The organism is Micromonospora sp. NPDC005291 (assembly GCF_040607415.1).
Lineage (GTDB): Bacteria > Actinomycetota > Actinomycetes > Mycobacteriales > Micromonosporaceae > Micromonospora.
On the sequence record NZ_JBEXGR010000010.1, the window covers coordinates 1 to 19,370 of the forward strand.

The 19,370-nt window shown below is 71.6% G+C and carries 17 protein-coding genes; 7 read left to right on the forward strand and 10 right to left on the reverse strand.

The window, feature by feature from the left end; all coding sequences use genetic code 11:
- Nucleotides 1-140: 140 nt before the first annotated feature.
- A complete protein-coding gene (locus tag ABZT18_RS15690; RefSeq protein ID WP_354992722.1) occupies nucleotides 141-2,024 on the reverse strand; it encodes a M14 family metallopeptidase in 1,884 nt (627 codons plus the stop codon).
- A 211-nt stretch (nucleotides 2,025-2,235) separates the two neighbouring features.
- Here ABZT18_RS15690 and ABZT18_RS15695 point away from each other — a divergent pair, with 211 nt between their 5' ends.
- A complete protein-coding gene (locus ABZT18_RS15695; RefSeq protein WP_354992723.1) occupies nucleotides 2,236-3,573 on the forward strand; it encodes a C39 family peptidase in 1,338 nt (445 codons plus the stop codon).
- A 62-nt stretch (nucleotides 3,574-3,635) separates the two neighbouring features.
- Here the strand turns inward: ABZT18_RS15695 and ABZT18_RS15700 are convergent, their stop codons facing one another.
- The 3 genes from ABZT18_RS15700 to mqnE all read right to left on the reverse strand — a co-directional run bounded on the left by ABZT18_RS15700 (nucleotide 3,636) and on the right by mqnE (nucleotide 5,645).
- A complete protein-coding gene (locus ABZT18_RS15700) occupies nucleotides 3,636-3,941 on the reverse strand; it encodes a DUF4229 domain-containing protein (RefSeq protein WP_354992724.1) in 306 nt (101 codons plus the stop codon).
- A gap of 73 nt (nucleotides 3,942-4,014) precedes the next feature.
- Complete coding sequence (locus tag ABZT18_RS15705) at nucleotides 4,015-4,452, reverse strand: hypothetical protein (RefSeq protein WP_354992725.1); 438 nt, start codon at nucleotides 4,450-4,452, stop codon at nucleotides 4,015-4,017.
- A gap of 23 nt (nucleotides 4,453-4,475) precedes the next feature.
- A complete protein-coding gene (gene mqnE, locus ABZT18_RS15710) occupies nucleotides 4,476-5,645 on the reverse strand; it encodes an aminofutalosine synthase MqnE (protein ID WP_328422557.1) in 1,170 nt (389 codons plus the stop codon).
- 236 nt (nucleotides 5,646-5,881) lie between these two features.
- On the opposite strand from mqnE, the gene ABZT18_RS15715 reads away from it, so the two are divergent.
- The 4 genes from ABZT18_RS15715 (at nucleotide 5,882) to ABZT18_RS15730 (ending at nucleotide 12,023) form a co-directional block, all read left to right on the forward strand.
- Nucleotides 5,882-7,426, forward strand: coding sequence for a C40 family peptidase (locus ABZT18_RS15715; RefSeq protein ID WP_354992726.1), 1,545 nt, complete (start codon nucleotides 5,882-5,884; stop codon nucleotides 7,424-7,426).
- Between the two features lie 114 nt (nucleotides 7,427-7,540).
- A complete protein-coding gene (locus ABZT18_RS15720) occupies nucleotides 7,541-9,115 on the forward strand; it encodes a hypothetical protein (RefSeq protein WP_354992727.1) in 1,575 nt (524 codons plus the stop codon).
- A 341-nt stretch (nucleotides 9,116-9,456) separates the two neighbouring features.
- Nucleotides 9,457-11,295: a DEAD/DEAH box helicase gene (locus ABZT18_RS15725; protein ID WP_354993112.1), complete on the forward strand. Its 1,839-nt coding sequence runs from the start codon at nucleotides 9,457-9,459 to the stop codon at nucleotides 11,293-11,295.
- A 107-nt stretch (nucleotides 11,296-11,402) separates the two neighbouring features.
- Entirely contained in the window at nucleotides 11,403-12,023 is a 621-nt protein-coding gene (locus ABZT18_RS15730; protein ID WP_354993113.1) for a putative glycolipid-binding domain-containing protein, read from the forward strand.
- 32 nt (nucleotides 12,024-12,055) lie between these two features.
- Here ABZT18_RS15730 and ABZT18_RS15735 read toward each other — a convergent pair whose 3' ends face one another.
- Genes ABZT18_RS15735 through ABZT18_RS15745 form a run of 3 tightly spaced genes read right to left on the reverse strand, consistent with a single transcriptional unit; the run spans nucleotide 12,056 to nucleotide 14,518 of the window.
- Entirely contained in the window at nucleotides 12,056-13,147 is a 1,092-nt protein-coding gene (locus tag ABZT18_RS15735; RefSeq protein WP_354992728.1) for a PLP-dependent cysteine synthase family protein, read from the reverse strand.
- A gap of 31 nt (nucleotides 13,148-13,178) precedes the next feature.
- Nucleotides 13,179-14,009 (reverse strand): SDR family NAD(P)-dependent oxidoreductase, encoded by an 831-nt coding sequence (locus ABZT18_RS15740; protein WP_354992729.1) that lies wholly within the window; start codon nucleotides 14,007-14,009, stop codon nucleotides 13,179-13,181.
- Between the two features lie 50 nt (nucleotides 14,010-14,059).
- Entirely contained in the window at nucleotides 14,060-14,518 is a 459-nt protein-coding gene (locus ABZT18_RS15745) for an Lrp/AsnC family transcriptional regulator (protein ID WP_354992730.1), read from the reverse strand.
- 269 nt (nucleotides 14,519-14,787) lie between these two features.
- Between ABZT18_RS15745 and ABZT18_RS15750 the strand changes: the two genes are divergently transcribed.
- Nucleotides 14,788-15,054, forward strand: coding sequence for a BldC family transcriptional regulator (locus tag ABZT18_RS15750; RefSeq protein WP_328422546.1), 267 nt, complete (start codon nucleotides 14,788-14,790; stop codon nucleotides 15,052-15,054).
- 122 nt (nucleotides 15,055-15,176) lie between these two features.
- On the opposite strand, the gene ABZT18_RS15755 is transcribed toward ABZT18_RS15750, so the two are convergent.
- The gene (locus ABZT18_RS15755) at nucleotides 15,177-15,806 is read right to left on the reverse strand and encodes a UbiX family flavin prenyltransferase (protein WP_354992731.1); all 630 of its coding nucleotides are present in this window, start codon (nucleotides 15,804-15,806) and stop codon (nucleotides 15,177-15,179) included.
- Nucleotides 15,807-15,955: 149 nt separating this feature from the next.
- Here ABZT18_RS15755 and ABZT18_RS15760 point away from each other — a divergent pair, with 149 nt between their 5' ends.
- Nucleotides 15,956-16,939, forward strand: coding sequence for a terpene synthase (locus ABZT18_RS15760; protein WP_354992732.1), 984 nt, complete (start codon nucleotides 15,956-15,958; stop codon nucleotides 16,937-16,939).
- On the opposite strand, the gene mqnP is transcribed toward ABZT18_RS15760, so the two are convergent.
- Nucleotides 16,928-17,839: a menaquinone biosynthesis prenyltransferase MqnP gene (mqnP, locus tag ABZT18_RS15765; protein WP_354992733.1), complete on the reverse strand. Its 912-nt coding sequence runs from the start codon at nucleotides 17,837-17,839 to the stop codon at nucleotides 16,928-16,930. The genes ABZT18_RS15760 and mqnP overlap by 12 nt on opposite strands.
- Nucleotides 17,839-19,299, reverse strand: coding sequence for a menaquinone biosynthesis decarboxylase (locus tag ABZT18_RS15770; RefSeq protein WP_354992734.1), 1,461 nt, complete (start codon nucleotides 19,297-19,299; stop codon nucleotides 17,839-17,841). The genes mqnP and ABZT18_RS15770 overlap by 1 nt, the downstream gene beginning before the upstream one ends.
- Nucleotides 19,300-19,370: the final 71 nt, after the last annotated feature.

The following is a 19,370-nucleotide window of genomic DNA, read 5'->3' on the forward strand; positions in this document are numbered from 1 at the left end:
ACTCCGGGACGACTACTGGGACGCGGCCCGCGCGGCCGAAAAGAGCTGGTCCACGCTTGGCCTGACGGACACGCCACGGGAGCTGTGCCTGGCCGGCGGGTGGTGGGGCCCCGTCGGGGGCGGGGCGGGGCCCCACCCGATCAGGAGGAGGTGATGGTGACGTTGTCCACAGCCGCTTCCACCAGGCTGGCGCCGGAGGCGTCCGCCGCCTCGACGAGGATGCGCACCGACTGGCCGGCGTACGGGGTGAGGTTGAGGTTCGCCACTGCCCAGCTCCCGTTACGGTTGGCCGCCGCCCCTGCCTGGGTGAGCAGCGCGGTGGTGCCGCCGTTGTGCACCACGCTCACCCGCAGGTAGTCCGCCGACGAGGCGTTCGAGCCGTGCGCCAGGTACCAGGCCAGCGAGAGGCTCAGGGTCCCGGACGACGGCAGGGTCACCGCCGGGGAGCGGGCACTGGTCACGCCGCCGTCGAGGTCGTAGTCACCGGCCGCCGAACCGGCGAGCCGGCCGGTGACCAGGTCGTTCGCACCGGCGTACGGGGTTAGCTGCTTGGCGCCGGAGGACGTGGTCGCCTGGGCGGCACCCCGCTCGAACGCTCCGAGGGTGGCGGTGTCGGTGCCGGCCGGGTTGATGGTCCAGCCGGTGGCCGTCTCGAAGGTGTCCGACCAGACCGTGGTGCCGCCACTGCCGCCGCCGCAGTACTGCGTCTGCTTGCCGATGGCCCGGTACGGGCAGTCGGCGTACTCGCTGAGCAGCAGCACGGCCTCCCGGTTGCGCGAGGTCTGCGCCGGGATCACCTCGTCCGGCGGGTAGAAGCCGCCGCCGCCGGACGAGCCCGGGTACATCTCGAAGGTGTACGCCCAGATGTTGTGGGTGGCCCACATCCAGTCGAGGCTGTCCCCGTCGGTGATGTAGAGGTCGCTGGACTGCTCCGGGGTGTAGTTGTTGGTGGCCGCCATCTGCTGGCCGATGGTGGCGAAGGTGTTGTACTGGTCCGCGCTCATCCCCGTCGCGGTGTTCGCGGTGGTGTAGCCGTACGGCCAGAGCACCAACTGTGAGTACGTGTGGAAGTCGATGTTGGCCTTGATCTGCTGCACGCCACCGACCACCCGGCCGTTGACGAAGTTGCGCAGCGCCTGCGTCTCGGGTGCGGAGAACGCCGACGGCCCGCGGTAGGTCTCCGACGAGGTCGTGCCGGACGAGCCGCCGCAGCAGCCCCAGTTGTAGCCCCAGTTGCGATTCAGGTCGGTGCCGACGTTGGACGAGCCGCTGTTGGGCTGACGGTTCTTGCGCCAGGACCGGTACGACCCGGTGGCGATGTCGTACTCGCTGCCGTCCGGGTTGACCGTCGGCACGATCCAGATCTCCCGGCTGTTGACGATGTTGGTGATCCGGGAGTCGCCGCCGTAGCTGTCGGTGAAGAGGTTGAGCAGGTAGATCGCCATCTCGACGGTCAGGTGCTCACGGGCGTGCTGTTGGGAGTTGAACAGGATCTCCGGCTCGTTCTCGTCGGTGCCGACGTTGTCGGAGATCTTCACCGCCATCAGGTCGCGGCCCTCGTACGACGAACCGATGCTGATCTTGCGGGCGATCGCCGGATGGTCGGCGACGACCTGGTTCACGACGGCGGTCAGTTCCGCGTAGTCGTGGTAGTTGGAGTCGGCTGGCGGGAAGGCCAGCGTGCCCATGTCGCCAGCGCCGCGCTCGGCGTTGGGCGGCGGGGCGAGCGGTTCCAGTCGGAAGCCGAGCTTGCCGATCGCGGCGGCCTCACCGGCGGTGGCCGAGACGTGCAGCACGCCGTGTTCGGAGTAGTCGATGGCGGCTCCGGTGCGGGCCACCGCGCTGCGGTCTGCGGTGGTCCGGGGCCCGAGCACCCGGTAGCTGGCGGCGGCGGCCGGCTCGGTGGTCCGGTCCGGTGCCGGTCGGGCGGCGACCGGACCGGCGGCGACGGTGACGATTCCCAGGCCGGTGACGACGGCGAGCACCAGGACGCGGCGGAGAGAGGTGGGCGTGCGGAGGGCCATGGACTACCTCCTCGATGGGCGGGAGATCCCGCTCGGTGAAGGACACTTCACCACCTGTCACATGGTCATATCAATATTGATCGTTCCCTGATGCATCCCGAGCGGATCATCCCTGCGGCAATGATTTTCCACGCGGGAACATCTGGCGAAACTTCCCTCCAAGCGGGAAACTGACCAGCGACGATGCCCCTCTCGACACCGCGGAGCACTCATGGCCAGATCCCGCCTGCACGCGGCCGCCCTCGCCGGCGTCACCGCGCTCACCCTGCTCGCCACCACCGCGCCCGCGACGGCGGCCCGCCCGCCCGCCGCCACTCACGACGAGCAGATCACCTTCCAGGACTGGTCCGGGCCCGCCGACTGGCACCGGGGCAGCCGCGACGGCACCCGCGTGGTGCCCGGCGCCCGAGCGGGCATCACCCTGGCCCGACCGGCCGGCACCACCGAGTACGCCGACCCGCACACCGGCGCCACCCGCACCTGGGAGTACGGCACCTGGACGTCACCGACGACCCGGGTCGGGTTCGACGCCACCGAGCTGATCGCCTCGTGGAACGCGGAGACCCCCGCCGGCACCTGGATCCAGGTGGAGATGCAGGGCAGCTACACCAGCGGTGACCAGACCCCGTGGTACGTCATGGGTCGCTGGGCGTCCGGTGACAGCGACATCAAGCGGACCACCGTCAACCGGCAGGGCGACCCCTGGTCGACGATCTGGACCGACACCTTCAGCATCGACGACGCCGCCGCCGGGGTGCTGCTGCGGTCGTACCAGCTGCGGCTGACCCTCTACCGGGCACCCGGGCAGACCGCCGCGCCGGTCGTCCGGATGCTCGGCGCGATGAGCTCCACCGTGCCGGACCGGTTCACCGTCACGCCGAGCGCCGGGCACATCGCCTGGGGCGTCGAGCTGCCGGTGCCGCGCTACTCGCAGAACGTGCACTCCGGGCACTACCCCGAGTACGACGGCGGCGGCGAGGCGTGGTGCTCCCCCACCTCCACCGAGATGGTGGTCGAGTACTGGGGTCGTGGGCCATCCCCGGCCGACACCTCCTGGGTGGACCCGACCTACCCCGACCCGACCGTCAACCACGCCGCGCGGATGACCTACGACTACGCGTACGACGGTGCCGGCAACTGGCCGTTCAACACCGCGTACGCGGCCAGCTTCCCCGGTCTGGAGGGTCGCGTGACCCGACTGCACTCGCTGGACGAGCTGGAGCGTTTCATCGCCGCCGGCATCCCCGTCGTGACCAGCCAGTCCTTCCTCGCCAGCGAGCTGGACGGGGCGAACTACGGGACCTCCGGGCACCTCTTCGTGGTGGTCGGCTTCACCGCCGATGGCGATGTGATCGTCAACGACCCCGCCTCGTCAAGCAACGACGTGGTGCGCAACGTCTACAAGCGCGCGCAGTTCGAGCAGATCTGGCTGCGAACCAAGCGCACCAACGCCACGGGTGGCATCTCCGGCGGCTCAGGCGGCGTCGCGTACCTGATCAAGCCGCTGCACAAGGCCTGGCCGAAGGTCTCCGGCTCCACCAACTGGTAAAGCGCCGTTGATCATGAAGTTATTGCCCGACCACTCGGCGTGTCGGAGCAATAACTTCATGATCAACGCGAGGGTCGGTCCGTGGGGGTGGGGGGCTCGGTGGGGGTGGGGGGTTCGGGTTCGGGATCGTCGCCGGCCAGGGCGGAACGGAGGCGTTCCTTCTCGGTGCGGCGGCGCTCGGCGGCGCTGGCCATCTCCTCGGCCATCTCGTCCCGCCAGCCACGCAGCAGAAAGAAGGAGAGCGCGGCGGAGAAGGCCAGGGCCAGCATCAGCTTCAGGAACACGTTCATGTCGATCAGCCAGAGGCCCGCCAGCACGGCGACGAACAGCCCGACCCGGCCCAGCGTGTACTTGAGCGCGGCGCTCACCTGCACCACTCCGTTCTCTCCGTCACCCGCCGGTGTCGGCGGAAGAATCGATTCGCCCGGCGGGCGGTCGCGGTCAGCCGGTCCGGCGGGCCAGCCAGCGGACGCCCGGGAACCAGACCGTCGCGTACGTCACCGTGAACGCCGCCGCCGCCAACGCGCCGGAGAGCAGCGGCGGCAACCCGGCGCACAGACCGGCGATCAGCAGCCCGACGAACACCCCGACGGCAGCGGCGACCAACGCCGCCACCACCCGGGCCGCGCCGAAGTCCCACGCCCGGAAGTCGTCCCAGAACAGCCAGGCCGGCAGGATCACCGCCAGCCAGCCGTTGGTGTGCCCGAAATCGCCGGCGCCGATCGAGGCGAACGCCCAGTCGAACAGCACCAACGCCAACGCGCCGATGACCAGGCCGGCCAGGCACACCCCGAGCAGATCACCCAGGGTACGGACGCGTCCCTCGGCGTCCCGTCGGGGAAAGCCGCCCTGCTGCTCGGATTCACGCTGCTCGGTCATCGACTGCGAGGGTACGTGGTGACTCAGGCCCAGACCTGCTGCGGCTCGGCACGACGCTCGGCCAGCGACGGTGCCTTGTCGTACTCCCGGACCACGTTGTAGCGGGTGTCCCGCTCGACCGGCTGGAAGCCGGCGTCCCAGATCAGGTGCAGCAGGTCGTCGCGGTGCATGGTGTTCGGGGTGCCGTACGAGTCGGCGTCGTGGGTGATCTTGTATTCGACGACCGAGCCGTCCAGGTCGTCCACGCCGAAGTTCAGCGAGAGCTGGGCCACCGACAGCCCGTGCATCACCCAGAAGTTCTTCACGTGCGGCACGTTGTCGAAGAGCAGCCGGGAGACCGCGAACGTCTTCAGCGACTCGGCCGGTGAGGCCATCGTGGTGCGCGCCTGGATCTTGTTACGGATCTTGCCGTCCGCCGAGTCCACGAAGTCGTGCTGGTAGCGCAGCGGGATGAACACCGCGAAGCCGCCGGTCTCGTCCTGCAACTCACGCAGCCGCAGCACGTGGTCGACGCGGTGCCGGGGCTCCTCGATGTGGCCGTACAGCATCGTCGCCGGGGTCTTCATGCCCTTGCTGTGTGCCAGGGCGTGGATCCGCGACCAGTCCTCCCAGTGGCAGGCGTGGTCGACGATGTGCTGCCGGACCTCCCAGTCGAAGATCTCCGCGCCACCGCCGGTCAGCGACTCCAGGCCGGCGTCCATCAGCTCGTCGAGGATCTCGTCGGCGCTCAGACCGCTGATCTTCTCGAACCACTGCACCTCGGTCGCCGTGAAGCACTTGAGCTTGACGTTCGGCAGCGCCGCCTTCAGCTCGCGCAGCACCTTCGGGTAGTAACGCCAGGGCAGCGTCGGGTGCAGGCCGTTGACGATGTGCAGCTCGGTGAGCTGCTCATCCTCCATCTCCTTGGCCTTGCGGACCGCCTCGTCGATGCGCATCGTGTACGCGTCCTTCTCGCCCGGCTTGCGCTGGAACGAGCAGTACGCACAGGACGCCGAGCAGACGTTGGTCAGGTTGAGGTGCCGGTTGACGTTGAACATCACCCGGTCGCCGTTGAGCTCGGTGCGCTTGTGATGAGCCAGCCGCCCCAACCAGGTCAGGTCGTCACTGTCGTAGAGGGCGACCCCGTCCTCCCGGGTCAGCCGCTCACCGGCGTACACCTTCGCTTCGAGCTCACGCTTGAGTCCGGCGTCCATGGCACGTCCCTTCCACCTGCGGTCCCGGTCGAGCGTACGTCGGGACGCCGACAGCCCCGGCGGCACGGTCGGCGACAGCGACCCACTTCACCAGACTCTCAGCTTCCCGTAACCCGGTGACGCATCGACATCCGTGGCGGCGTGCGGTAAGACAAGGTGGGGCGGAACACACACTGGTACCGTCCCGACGACCGCGCCCACCCAGCGCGGCGACGAGCGGCGGGACGGGGAGCGGCATGGTCGACAGCGGGCGCGGGCGACGGCATCGACGACGGAGCCCGGTGGTCTCGCCGGTGCTGCGTCCGAAGCTCTGGGCCGCCCTGCTCGGCGCGATCGCCGCCGCCGTGTTGGCCACCCCCGCGTACGCCGAGCCAGGGTTGCCCACCACCGTTCCGGACAGCGGTTCCCGCCCGGCGGTGACCGGCGCACTCCAGCTGCCCGGTGGCGCTCCCGTCGCCGGCGTGCCCGTTCCGCCGGTCGTCAACGTCGGCACCGGCCCGCTGGCCGCCGCCATCTCCGCGGGTGAGATCCAGGTCGGCACGCTCGGCGACGCGTTGCTGGTGAGCCAGCAGAAACGCACCGACGCACAGGCGCAGCTCGACGCGGCCGGCAAGGTGCTCGCGACCGCGCAGGACACCCTGCTCCGGGCCCAGCAGGCGGCCGATTCCGCCGCCGCGGACGCCTTCAAGGCGGCCGCCGCGCTGCCGCCCGGCGCGTTTGCCGAGGACATCCGGGGGCTGAGCCGTCTCCAGCAGATCACCCGCGGCGAGAAGGTCGAGGGCGGCACCACCGGAGTGGCCGGGGAGCTGTCCCGTGCCCGTGCCGGTGAGCAGGACGCCTACCAGAAGCACACCCAGGCCAAGGATCTGCTCGCCGCCGCCCAGACGGAGTTCACCGCAGGCGAGACGGCGCTCCGCACGGCCGAGGCGAGCCTGCTCAAGCTGCGCCGCGACAACGCCGCCCAGCTGATCGAGATCGAACGACAGCAGGAAGCGACCGAGCAGCAGTTCGGCGCCGGCTACGTCTCCAGCCAGAACATCAGCGGCATGGCCGCGCACCCCCGGGCACTGGCCGCGGTCCGGTACGCGCTCGCCCAGCTCGGCGACCCGTACAAGTGGTCCGAGGAGGGCCCGAACCAGTTCGACTGCTCCGGTCTGATGTGGGCGGCGTACCGGTCGTCGGGCGCCGACTACTTCGACCTGCCCCGGGTCTCCCGGGACCAGTACGCGGCCACCCGGAGCCGGACCGTGCCGCAGAGCGCTCTACTCCCCGGCGACCTGCTCTTCTTCGCCTCCGGCAGCAGCTGGACGACGATCCACCACGTCGGCATGTACATCGGCAACGGCAAGATGGTGCAGGCGCCCACCACCGGCGACGTCGTCAAGATCTCGGTCGTCGGCTGGTCCCGGCTGTACGCCGCCACCCGGGTGATCGGCGCGGTGCCGGCTCCGATCGTGACCGTCCCGACCCCGCCGGTCTCGACGCCCACCACGAAGCCGACGCCGACCACCAAGCCCACTCCGACCACCAAGCCCACCACGAAGCCCACCACGAAGCCCACGCCCACCGGGTCGGCCACCCCGAAGCCCACCGGCAGTGCGACGCCGACGCCTACCCCGACCGGCGGCACCCCGTCGAGCACCCCGGGCAACACGCCGACGACCCTGCCCCCGGCGCCAACCGACGCGCCAGGCAGCACGCCCCCGACGACCACGCCGAAGGCCAGCACGAGCGCGACGGGGAGCGGCAGCCCGACGGGCAGTCCGAGCACCGACGGCTGATTCGCCACGACCGGCTCCGGCTGTCCGCTCGGGGCGATCTGTGGCACCGTGACATCCAGGCACATCCGACTCGACGTCACGGGTCCGGGTGCGAGCGTGGCACGGAGGGCGGAGATGGCCGAGCAGAGACATCCGGCGGAGACTGTCGACCCCGTGGTCGACCGGGCCGACCCGTCAGGGCCGGGCACCGCCGACCCGGTGCCCGCCACCGACGCCGTCCCGGATGCCACTGACGCCGGCCCGGCAACCAACGGCACAGCCACCAGCGGCACAGCCCCGGCCGCGAGTGGCACGACCCCGGCGTCGATCGGCACGACCCCGGCCACCAGCGGCACAGCCACGGCCACGAGCGATGCCGCCCCGGCCACCAGCAACGCCTCCGCCGAGGCCGGTGACGACGACGCCTCCGACGCCGCTCCCGCCGGCACCAATGTCGCCACGGACGTTCCTGACATGGGCGCCGGGCAGCCAGCGACCTCCGACGCTCACCCGGACAAGGCCGCCGCGCCGGTACGAGCCCGCGCCAGCGTCGCGACCGCCGGGGCTCTCCGCAGTGACCTGCCGGCCAGCGCTCCGGTCACCGCAACCACCTACCGTGCGACCGGCTCGGCCAGCCCGTCCGATGTTCCGTTGCCCGGGCAGCGGAAGGACTCGACCGCGCCGGCCCGGGCCAGCGCCACGGTTCCCGGCAGCAGCCGGGGCACGGCCCGTGCCATGGGCTCCCCGGATCCCCGGGCGAGCACGCCCGCTGTCTACCGATCCGGGCCGGTGAGCCCCGAGCCGCCCGAGCCCGCCCAGCCGGAGCCGACCCCCACGCCACCGGGCCCCGGGCCGACTCAGCCGTCGCCACCCGAACCGGAGCCCACGCCGGGTCCGGGGCCGTACCCGCCCGGCCCGATACCGACGCCGGGGCCCCGGCCGACACCGCCGCCCGGTCCGGTGCCTCCCGTCCCGGGTCCACCCATACCGCCGCCCTCGCCGGTGCCGCCCATTCCGGGCCCGCCGGCACCGCCCGTCCCGAGCCCGCCGATGCCGCCACCCGGTCCGCCGGTGCCCGCGCCACCAGCCCCGCCCGGCCCGATGCCGGCACCCCCGTTCCCGCCGCCGCCCGCGATGGCCGACACGCCCGGCGTACGGGCCAGTGCTTCGGTCTCCGCACCACCGGCCGGGTGGCCGTCCACCGCAGCGACGGCTGGCCCGAGGTCCGGCAGTGGTTGGATCGAGGCACCCGCCTCCGCACCGCCGGTGGTACCCGCGCCAGCGCTGCCGAGTTGGCCGCCGTCCGTCCCCGACGCTCCCCGGTCGACTGGAAATGGCACCGGAAACGCCCGAACGATCGCGCCGACGGGCAACCTGTCGGGCAGCCCTGCCGGACGAGCTGCGGGCGGTGCCCACGGTGGGCAGCGCGACGGTGGCTCCGACCTGGCCGGCACCGTCTACGGCAGCGGCGAGGGGCCAGGTTTCAGCACGATCGCGATGCCCGCCAACGCGGTGGAGAATTCTGGCTCGCTGACCGGGCACATCCTGGCCCAGGGCTGGGCGGACACGCCGGCCGAGCGGTCCAGTAACGCCCGGGTGATGATCGTGCTGGCCGCCGCTCTGGGGCTGCTGGTGGCGATCAGTGTCATGATCGTTCTGCTGGCTGGCGACGCCCTGGACGGTTTGGTGGGCAGCGTGCTCAACGGGTGAGCCGACGAGCGGGAATGATGGTGAGTCCGCCCACTACCGTCGGGCAACCGGCTGGCGGCTCCGCCAGACCGCCGTACACTGGCTGAGATCACTGACCCGGCGCGCGTGGTGCGCGACCCTGGGCGATCTTGCGGGCGATCCGGCGGCACAGCCGCGGCAGGCCATCGCGAAGATGCGCCCCGCTCGAAAGGCTTTTGTTGACCACCTCTGCTGACCCCAGCACCGTTACGTCCGTTTCCAACCCAGCCCCGGCGACCGACACCGCGCGGGAGCCGCTCGACGCCGCTCCGAGCGACGCCGGCACCCCGTCGGCGGCGACCGCCGCCCAACCGGCCGAGTCCGTGCCGGCGGAGCCCGACTTCGCCGCACTCGGCCTGCCCGAGCCGCTGGTCCGCGCGCTGGCGCGGCAGGGCATCACCAGCCCGTTCGAGATTCAGCGGGCCACCGTTCCGGACGCGCTCGCCGGTCGGGACGTGCTCGGCCGCGGCCAGACCGGGTCGGGCAAGACGCTCGCCTTCGGCCTGCCGATGATCGCCCGGCTCGCCACCCGCAACCGGGCCCGGCCGCTGCGGCCCCGCGCCCTGGTCCTGGTCCCCACCCGCGAGCTGGCCATGCAGGTCAACGACGCCCTGGTGCCGCTGGGCAAGGCCGTCGGCATCTTCCTCAAGACCGCCGTCGGCGGCGTCCCGTACGACCGCCAGATCGACGCGCTGCGGCGCGGCGTGGAGGTCATCGTGGCCACCCCGGGCCGGCTCGGCGACCTGATCGAGCGGGGCATCTGCCAGCTCGACGACGTCGAGGTCACGGTGCTTGACGAGGCCGACCAGATGGCCGACATGGGCTTCCTGCCCGAGGTGACCGACCTGCTGGCGAAGACGCCCGCAAACGGTCAGCGGCTGCTCTTCTCGGCCACCCTGGATGGTGACGTCGACGCGTTGGTCAGGCGGTTCATGACCGACCCGGTGACCCACTCGACGGCACCGTCGACTGCCTCGGTGTCCACCATGGACCACCACATGCTGTTGATCCCGCCGCACGAGAAGTTCCCGGTGGCGGCCTCCATCGCCGCCCGTGACGGCCGGACGATGGTCTTCGCCCGTACCCAGCTCGGGGTGGACCGGCTGGTCGAGCAGCTCGCGGCGGTCGGCGTACGCGCCGGTGGCCTGCACGGCGGCAAGACCCAGCGGATGCGTACCAAGACGCTGGCCGAGTTCCGTGAGGGCCGGATGAACGTGCTGGTCGCCACGGACGTGGCGGCTCGGGGCATCCACGTCGACGGCGTCACTCTGGTGCTGCACGTCGACCCGCCGAAGGACCCCAAGGACTACCTGCACCGCGCAGGGCGCACCGCCCGAGCGGGCGAGTCGGGCGCGGTCGCCACGCTGGTGCTGCCCAAGCAGCGCCGCACGACCCTGGCGATGCTGGAGAAGGCCGGCGTCGCGCCGGCCGAGACCCGGGTCCGGCTCGGAGACCCGGCGTTGGCCGAGCTGATCGGCGCCCGCGAACCCAGCGGCGTCCCGGTTCGTCTTGAGGCAGAGCCCCGGGGTTACGGCGACCGCTCCGGCGGTCCGCGTCGATTCGACGACCGGGCCGGGGGCCCGCGCCGGTTCGGCGACCGACCCACCGGCGAGCGCCGCTACGGCGACCGGCCGGCGGGCGAGCGCCGCTTCGGCGACCGCCCGCAGGGTGACCGGCAGTACGGCGACCGCCCCACCGGCGAGCGCCGTTACAGCGACCGCCCACAGGGTGACCGCCAGTACAGCGACCGACCGCAGGGTGACCGCCAGTACAGCGACCGACCGCAGGGTGACCGCCAGTACAGCGACCGCCCACAGGGTGACCGCCAGTACGGCGACCGGCCGACCGGCGAGCGCCGTTACAGCGACCGGCCGCAGGGTGACCGCCAGTACGGCGACCGGCAGCACAGCGACCGCCCGCAGGGCGAGCGGGGCTACGGCGACCGGCCTGCCGGCGACCGGCGTCACGGCGATCGGGACACCCGGGGTTACGGTGACCGGCCGCAGGGCGAGCGTCACCAGGGCGACCGCCCGACCGGCGAGCGGCGCTTCGGCGACCGGGACGCCCGGGGTGGCTTCCGCCCGGAGAGCCGTGTTCGGGAAGACCGGCCGCGTGACGACCGGCGCGGTTTTGGCGGGCGACCGCCGGCGCGTACCTACTGATCCACTGATCTACCGAACGCCGTCGCGGAGCACACGCTTCGCGGCGGCGTTCGCGCATGCCCTGCCGATGCCCCTCCCGGTCGCGTAACGTCCCGCTCATGCCGACCATGCCGAAGTCAATCTTCTGGTCCCGGACGGACACTGCCGGCAGTGAGCAGGTCCTGCTCGACGACGGCCACGGGTTGGCGGCCCGGGGAACCCTGCTCGCCGTGGACCCGATCCCCTGGACCGCCCGCTACCAGCTGACCACCACGCCGGACTGGACCACCACCCGGGTCGAGGTCGAGGCCGAAGGGCTGGGCTGGCTGCGCAGAGTGACGCTGGAGCGGGCCGCGGACCGGTGGCGGGTGACCACCGCGGAGCAGGGCAACCTGGACGCGGCGCTGGTCGCGGCCGGTCATCCCCGGGCCGGTCTGCCGGGCACAGATGACCCGGATCGGCTGGCCGACGCGCTCGACGTCGACCTGAGCGGTTCGCCGCTGTTCAACTCCCTGCCGGTCCACCGGCTCGGGCTGGCCGCCGAGCCGGCCGACCTGGCACACCGGATCACCGTCGCGTGGGTGCTGCTGCCCGGCCTGGAGGTGGTGCCGGCCGAGCAGATCTACACCGGGCTCGGGCCGGGTCGGGTGCGGTTCGCCAGCGGCACCTTCACGGCCGACATCGATCTGGACGACAGCGGCTATGTGGTGCGCTACCCCGGGCTGGCCGAACGGATCGACCCGCGCTGAACGGCGCGGGCAGGGCTGATAGCGGGCAGGGCTCAGGCCGGCCAGGCGCCGCTGGCCAGGAAGCGTTCGATCGTGGCCAGGTGCGGCGTCAGGTCGAGACCCTGGGCGGCCACCCAGTCGTCGGCGTAGTACGTGTCGGCGTACCGGTCGCCTGGGTCGCAGATCAGGGTGACCACCGAGCCGGTCCGGCCCTCGGCGAGCATCGCGGCGATCAGGCCGAAAGCACCCCACAGGTTGGTGCCGGTGGAGCCGCCCACCCGGCGGCCGAGCAGCGCCGACCCGGCGCGCATGGCGGCCAGTGACGCCGCGTCCGGCACCTGGACCATCCGGTCCACCACCGAGGGCAGGAACGAGGCCTCCACGGTGGGACGGCCGATCCCTTCGATCCGGGAGCCCTTCCCGGTACGCACCGACCAGTCGGTGGTTAGCCAGGCCGGGTAGAACGCCGAGTTCTCCGGGTCGACCACGCAGAGCTTGGTGGGGAGCCGGCGATACCGGGCGTACCGGCCGATGGTCGCGCTGGTGCCCCCGGTGCCGGCGCCCACCACGACCCAGGCGGGGATCGGGTGCCGCTCCAGCTCCAGCTGGGCGTAGATCGACTCGGCGATGTTGTTGTTGCCCCGCCAGTCGGTCGCCCGCTCGGCGTAGGTGAACTGGTCCATGAAGTGCCCGCCGGAGTCCTCCGCGAGCCAGCGAGCCTCGACCACCGCGCTCGCGGGGTCGTCCACCAGGTGGCACCGGCCGCCCTGGAACTCGATCTGCGCGATCTTCTCCGGCGAGGTGGAGGCGGGCATCACCGCGATGAACGGCAGACCGAGCATCCGGGCGAAGTACGCCTCGGAGACCGCCGTGGAGCCCGACGACGCTTCGACGATCGTGGTGCGTGGCCCGATCCAGCCGTTGCAGAGCCCGTAGAGGAAGAGCGAGCGGGCCAGCCGGTGCTTCAGCGAGCCGGTGGGGTGTGACGACTCGTCCTTGAGGTAGAGGTCGATCCCCCACGCCCTGGGGAGCGGGAACGGCAGGAGGTGGGTGTCGGCCGAGCGGTTCGCGTCCGCCTCGACGGAGGCGATCGCCTCCGTCACCCAGGTCCGGCTGGCCTCGTCGCACCGGTCGTGATGAGTCACGCCGGAAACGTAGCAAGCAGGCCAGAGGTGGTCAGCGCCGGTCCGGCGACGCGGTCCGGCGGCGTTGGCGGCGCTGACCGGCCCGGCCGGCGGCCTGGACGAGCGGGGTCAGTGCGACGGCCAGCCCGGGCAGGGCGTCCAGCAGGCGCACCTGCGCTCCCCGCCAGCGGGGCAGGCTGACCACCGGGCGGGGCCGGCGGGCCAGCCGGACTGCCCGGGCTGCCACCCGCTGCGCGGTCAGCATCGACCCGGTGAACGAGGCCAGCGCCCCAGGGTCGTCCAGCCGGTCGTGCAACATCGGCGTCCAGATGCCGTCCGGGCAGAGGCAGGAGACGTGCACCCGCCGGTAACCGGCCATCCGCAGGTCGGACAGGGTACCGAGGCTGAACGCCAGCAGGGCGTGCTTGCTGGCCGCGTACACCGTCTCGCCGGGCGCGGCGACCAGCCCGGCCAGCGAGACGACGTTGAGCACGTGGCCGTGGCCCTGCTCCCGCATTACGGCCAGCGCGGCGAGGGTGCCGTTCATGGCGCCGAGGACGTTCACGTCGAGCACTCGGCGGCGGGTCGGGCCGTCGTGCTCCCACGACGGCCCGGTGACCAGGATGCCGGCGTTGTTGACCCAGAGGGCGAGTTCGCCCCGGCTCGCCGCGGTCGCGGCGATGTCGGCGCAGCCGTCCTCGTCCCGGACGTCCAGGGCGGCCGACCAACCGCCGAGCGGTGCTGCGGCGCTGGCCACCGCCGCCGGGTCGAGGTCGGTGAGCAGCACCGACCAGCCGTCGGCGTGCAACGCGGTGGCGATGGCGCGGCCCAGACCTCCGGCAGCGCCGGTCACCACGGCCACTCGATGTCCCGGTGGGGTCATCGGCGCACGCTACCGCCGACCAACCGGGCGACACCAGGGGTACGCGGCTGTCAGGCCGCGGGCGGGCCGACGGGCTGGGGGCGGTTCTCCCACTTCGTGGAGAGCGCGATGGCGGTACGGGTGGAGGCGACCCCGGGGGTCCGGTTCAGCCGCACGATCAGTTGCTCCAGCTCGGCGATCGTGCCGACCCGCGCCTTGAGCAGGAACGACTCCACGCCGGCCATGAAGTAGCAGGACTCGATCTCGGGCAGCACCCGGAGCGACTCCAGCATGTCGTCGCTGTCCGCGCCGGAGTCCTCGACGATGCCGATCAGCGCGGTGACACCCAGCCCGATCGCTTCGGGGGCCACGTCCGCGCGGTAGCCACGGATCACACCGCTGCTCTCCAGCTTGCCGACCCGCTCGTGCACGGCCGGGGCGGAGAGGCCCACCTGCCGGGCCAACTCGGCGTACGAGAGGCGGGCGTTGCCGCGCAGCAGGTCGACGAGGCTCAGGTCGATGGCGTCCACGGAGAGTGACCTTAACCGGTTAGGCGTAACGCGGTGCCTTCGGCATCCGTTGGACTGAGCAGTGAGTAAGTGTTAACAAACCGACGGTCAAAGCAGGGGTTGCACCAGTACCATTTACTAACTTCCAAGTCAGTGCATTTTTCGCGTTTGGCGGACAGGCCAGGTCCCTGGTGCTGTAATTGCCATACGTCCCTCATGACGGCTCTGGGCTCGCACCAGCCGGGGGCAGTGTGTTCAGCCAGGGGCTTCGTCGACGCGAGGAGGGGGCTGTGGACACTGGAGATCGCCTGCTGACACCGGGTGAGGTCGCCGCGCTGTTTCGGGTGGACCCGAAGACTGTGACGAGATGGGCGGCGGCGGGCCGGATAGGAAGCATCCGGACTCCAGGCGGGCATCGCCGGTTTCGGGAATCCGAGGTGCGAGCCCTGCTTGAGGGGGAGGGCATGCTGGACGAGGTGGATGAGGTCGGAAAGTCACGCAATGTGGGGCCGGCAGCATCCACCGGGCCGGGTCCGGCCAACGCCGGCATGTACTGAACTGGTGCGGACAACGTCACGCGGACCGGACACCAGTCCGGTCCGCGTCCCGCTTCTGCCGACCGCCAGGCGGCATCACGAGGCGCGTTGAACGGAAGGCCCGTGCTCGCTGAGCGGACGGCTCAGCTCCGGGCCGCGCCGAGTTGGCCGGACCACCGTCGGAACAAGGTGTGTGGGACGCCGAGCGCGTCCAGCACCTTGCCGGCCACGAAGTCGACCAACTGTTGGGCGCTGGCCGCCGCGCCGGCTCCGTAGAAGCCGGGGCTGGCTGGCAGCACCACCGAGCCGGCGTCGTGCAGAGCGATCAGGTGCTCCAGATGGCTGCGGGTCACCGGTGTCTCCCGGGGCACCACCACCAGGGGTCGGCGTTCCTTGAGGTTGACCTCGGCGGCGCGCTGCAACAGGTCCTTGGAGAGCCCGATCGCGATACCCGCGCAGGCTGCCGTGCTGGCCGGGACCACGGCCATCCCGCGTACCGGGTAGGAGCCGCTGCTCGGCCCGGCGGCCAGGTCGCCAGCGGGCCAGTGCCGCACATCCGCGCCGGTCAGGTCCCGGTCGAGCCAGGCGGTGAGGTCCTCGGCCCAGTGCCCGTCGCGGAACGGTCGGCCGGTCTCGTCGAGCACGGTGAGTCGTGCCGCCCGGGACACGATCAGGTCCACCGGCTCGCCCGCGTCGAGCAGCCCTCCGATGACCGCCGCCGCGTACGGCGTACCCGAAGCCCCGGAGACCCCGACCACCCATGGTTCCCGCATCCCCCCAGCCTGCCTGGTCCGGCTGACCCGGCGGTGAGCACCCCCGGGGATGGTGCGTCCGACATATCCGGCGGGGTACCTGTGCATCCCGGTCACCTGCCATGCTCCAGTGGCGATTCGCACCGGACCATCTCGCACAGGAGGCATCGGTGACGACCGGCGAGATCCTCTGGACGCTGCGTGCCGAATGTCCGATCCCGTCCCGGCTCTCACCGCACGCCGACCGCGTGCAGGAGTGGCTGCTCGGCCTGCTGCCCGAGCTTGGCCTCCCACTGGACGACGCCGCGCTGCACCGGCTGTCCCGGGGAGCTTTCGCCCGGTACGCCGGGAGGCTCTACCCGGACGCGACCGAAGCCGACCTGCGGGTGCTGACCGCACTGTTCACCTGGTTCTTCCTGGTCGACGACGCCTGCGACGGGCCGACCCGGCTCGCCCCGGAGCAGATCCGCGCGCTGCGCAACGGCACGCTGGCGCTGCTGCACGACGGTCCCCGGCTGCGCCAGGCCGGGTTGACCGGCCCGCTACGGCGGCTGCTGGTGCTGGCCTGGCGGGAGCCACGTCGCCGGATGCCGGCCCGGTGGCGGCTGCGCTTCGCCGACGCGGTGGCCCGGCACCTCGACGGCACCTGGCAGGAGGCGGTCAACAAGGAGGCCGGCCGCCGGCCCAGCGTCAACGAGTACGTCGAGCTGCGTCGGGCCACGTCGGCGGCGGAGGTGTCGTACCCGCTGGTGGAGTTCGCCAGCGGGCGACCGCTGCCCGACCCGGTCTACCACCACCCGCTGCTGCGCCAGATCGCCCACCTCGGCAACGACCTGCTCTCCTGGTACAACGACCTGGCCTCGCTGGAGCGGGACCGGGCCACCGCGGGCGGGCACAGCCTGGTCCTGGCCATGCAGGCCGAGCTGGCCGTGCCGACGTCGGAGGCGGTCGAGCGGGCGGCCGAGCGCTGGCGGGAGTCGATGCGGCGCTTCGTCGCGTTGCGGGCCGCGGTGCCGTCGTTCGGGCCGGCGTTGGACGAGGCGGTCACCGACCATCTCGACGGGGTCGCGTACGCCGTCCGGGGCACCATCGACTGGACCTTGGAGAGCGCCCGCTACCCCGCCGGCACCGCGCGGCCAGCCTCAGGGCCGTAGGTCGAGCCGGATCACCAGGTCGAGCAGAGCGAAGACGAACAGCACGATGCCGACGAACCCGTTGGCGGTGAAGAACGCCCGGTTGACCTTGCTCAGGTCGGTCGGGGTGACCACCAGGTGCTGGTAGCCGAACGCGACCGCGGTCAACGCCAGCCCGATCCACCAGAGCCAGCCGAAGCCGATCAACGCGCCGAACCAGATGAACAGCGCGAAGGTCACCACGTGCGCGATCGTGGAGGCGTGCAGCGCGAAGCGCCGACCGTACCGGGCGGGCACGCTGTGCACGCCGATCTCCTGATCGACCTCGGAGTCCTGGCAGGCGTAGATCAGGTCGAAGCCGCCGATCCACAGCCCGACCGCGGCACCGAGCAGCCAGGCCGGCCAGGAGCCGTCCAGGGTGCCGGTGACGGCCAGCCAGGCGCCGACCGGGCCGACCGCCTGGGCAATCGCGAGGACCGCGTGCGGCCAGTTGGTGAACCGCTTGGCGTACGGGTAGACGACCAGCGGCACCACGGCGAGCGGCGCGAGCACCAGGCAGAGCGGGTTGAGCAGGGCGGCGGCGGCGAGGAAGACCACCAACGCGACGGCCGCGCCGGTCCAGGCCGTCCGCACGCTCACCGCTCCGGTGACCAACTCCCGCCCGGCGGTACGCGGGTTCCGCGCGTCGATCCGCCGGTCGAGGATCCGGTTGGCGGCCATCGCGAACGTCCGCGCCCCGACCATCGCCACGGTGATCAGCAGCAGGTCCCACCACCGCACCCGCCCGCCGTTGACCTGCATGGCGGTCAGCGCGGAGAGGAAAGCAAACGGCAACGCGAACACCGAGTGCTCGATCGCCACGAGCTTCAGGAACGACTTGACCCGGCCCGGCTTCTCGGCCGGTGCGTCGAGGACCACCATCAGATCCCGTACTCCTTCCAGCGCTTGTCGACCAGGGACGTGACCTCGGGACTCATGGTCATCCCCTCCGGCCAGCCGCGGTTGTAGCCCTCGGTGGGCAGCTTGCGGGTCGCGTCGACGCCCGCCTTGCCGCCCCAGAACTGCTGGTACGACGCGTGGTCGAGGTGGTCCACCGGGCCCTCGGTCAGCAGCAGGTCGCGCGAGTAGTCGACGTTGCCGAAGGCGCGGAAGGCCACCTCGTTGTAGTCGTGCACGTCGCAGTCCTCGTCGACGATCACGATCAGCTTGGTCAGCGACATCATGTGCGCGCCCCAGATCGCGTTCATCACCTTCTGGGCGTGCTTCGGGTAGCGCTTACGGATCGACACGATCGCGCAGTTGTGGAAGACCCCGGCGGCGGGCAGGTTGTAGTCGACGATGTCCGGGATCAGGAAGCGCAGCAGCGGGGCGAAGATCCGCTCGGTGGCCTTGCCGAGACCGTGGTCCTCCTGCGGCGGCTGGGACGTGACGATCGAGTGGTAGACGGGGTTGCGCTGCATGGTCATCGCTTCGATGTGCATCACCGGGAACGGCTCGACCGGCGTGTAGAAGCCGGTGTGGTCGCCGAACGGGCCCTCCGGCAGCCGCTCGCCTGGCTCGATGTAGCCCTCCAGGACGATCTGCGCGTGCGCCGGCACCTGTAGCGGCACGGTCAGGCAGTCGACCATCTCGACCCGCTCGCCGCTCAGGAAGCCGGCGAACAGGTACTCGTCGATGTCGGCCGGCAGCGGCGCGCTGGCCGAGTAGGCGACCGCGGGGTCGGCACCGATGGCGATCGCCACCGGCAGCCGCTGCCCGAGCCGTTCGGCGACCGCGTGGTGCGCCGTGGAGTTCTTGTGGATCTGCCAGTGCATGCCGATGGTGTTGTGCGAGTGCTGCTGGAGCCGGTAGAGCCCGAGGTTGCGCTTGCCCGTCTCGGGGTGCTTGGTGTGGGTCAGCCCGAAGTTGTGGAAGATCCCGCCGTCACCCGGCCAGACCTGCAGCCCCGGCAACCGGTTGAGGTCGACGTCGTCGCCGCGGTAGACAACCTGCTGGCAGGGGGCCGTCTTGACCTTCTTCGGCGGCATGGACTTGAGCTGCATGACCTTGCCAAGCCCGCCCATCATGCCCGAGAAGCCCTGCGGCAGCTCCGGCTTGAGCATCTCGCCGATCCGGGTGCCGATCTCGTCGAGGTTCTCCACCCCGAGCGCCATCGCCATCCGCTTCTCGGTGCCGAACAGGTTGATCGCCACCGGCATCTCGCCTCGGGTCGGGCGTTCGAAGAGCAGCGCCGGGCCGCCGGCCCGCACTGTGCGGGTGACCACCTCGCTGATCTCCAGGGTGGGGTCGACGGGGACGTCGACCCGGCGCAGCTCCCCCGCGCGCTCCAGCGCCGCGAGGAAGTCCTTGAGATCGGTGTACGGGAAGCCACGAGCCGCCATGTCGCCCAGTCTCCCGCACCGGCTCCCGCCCGGCCCAAGCCGGGTGCTGTGACGCTCGCGATTTCCCGCCG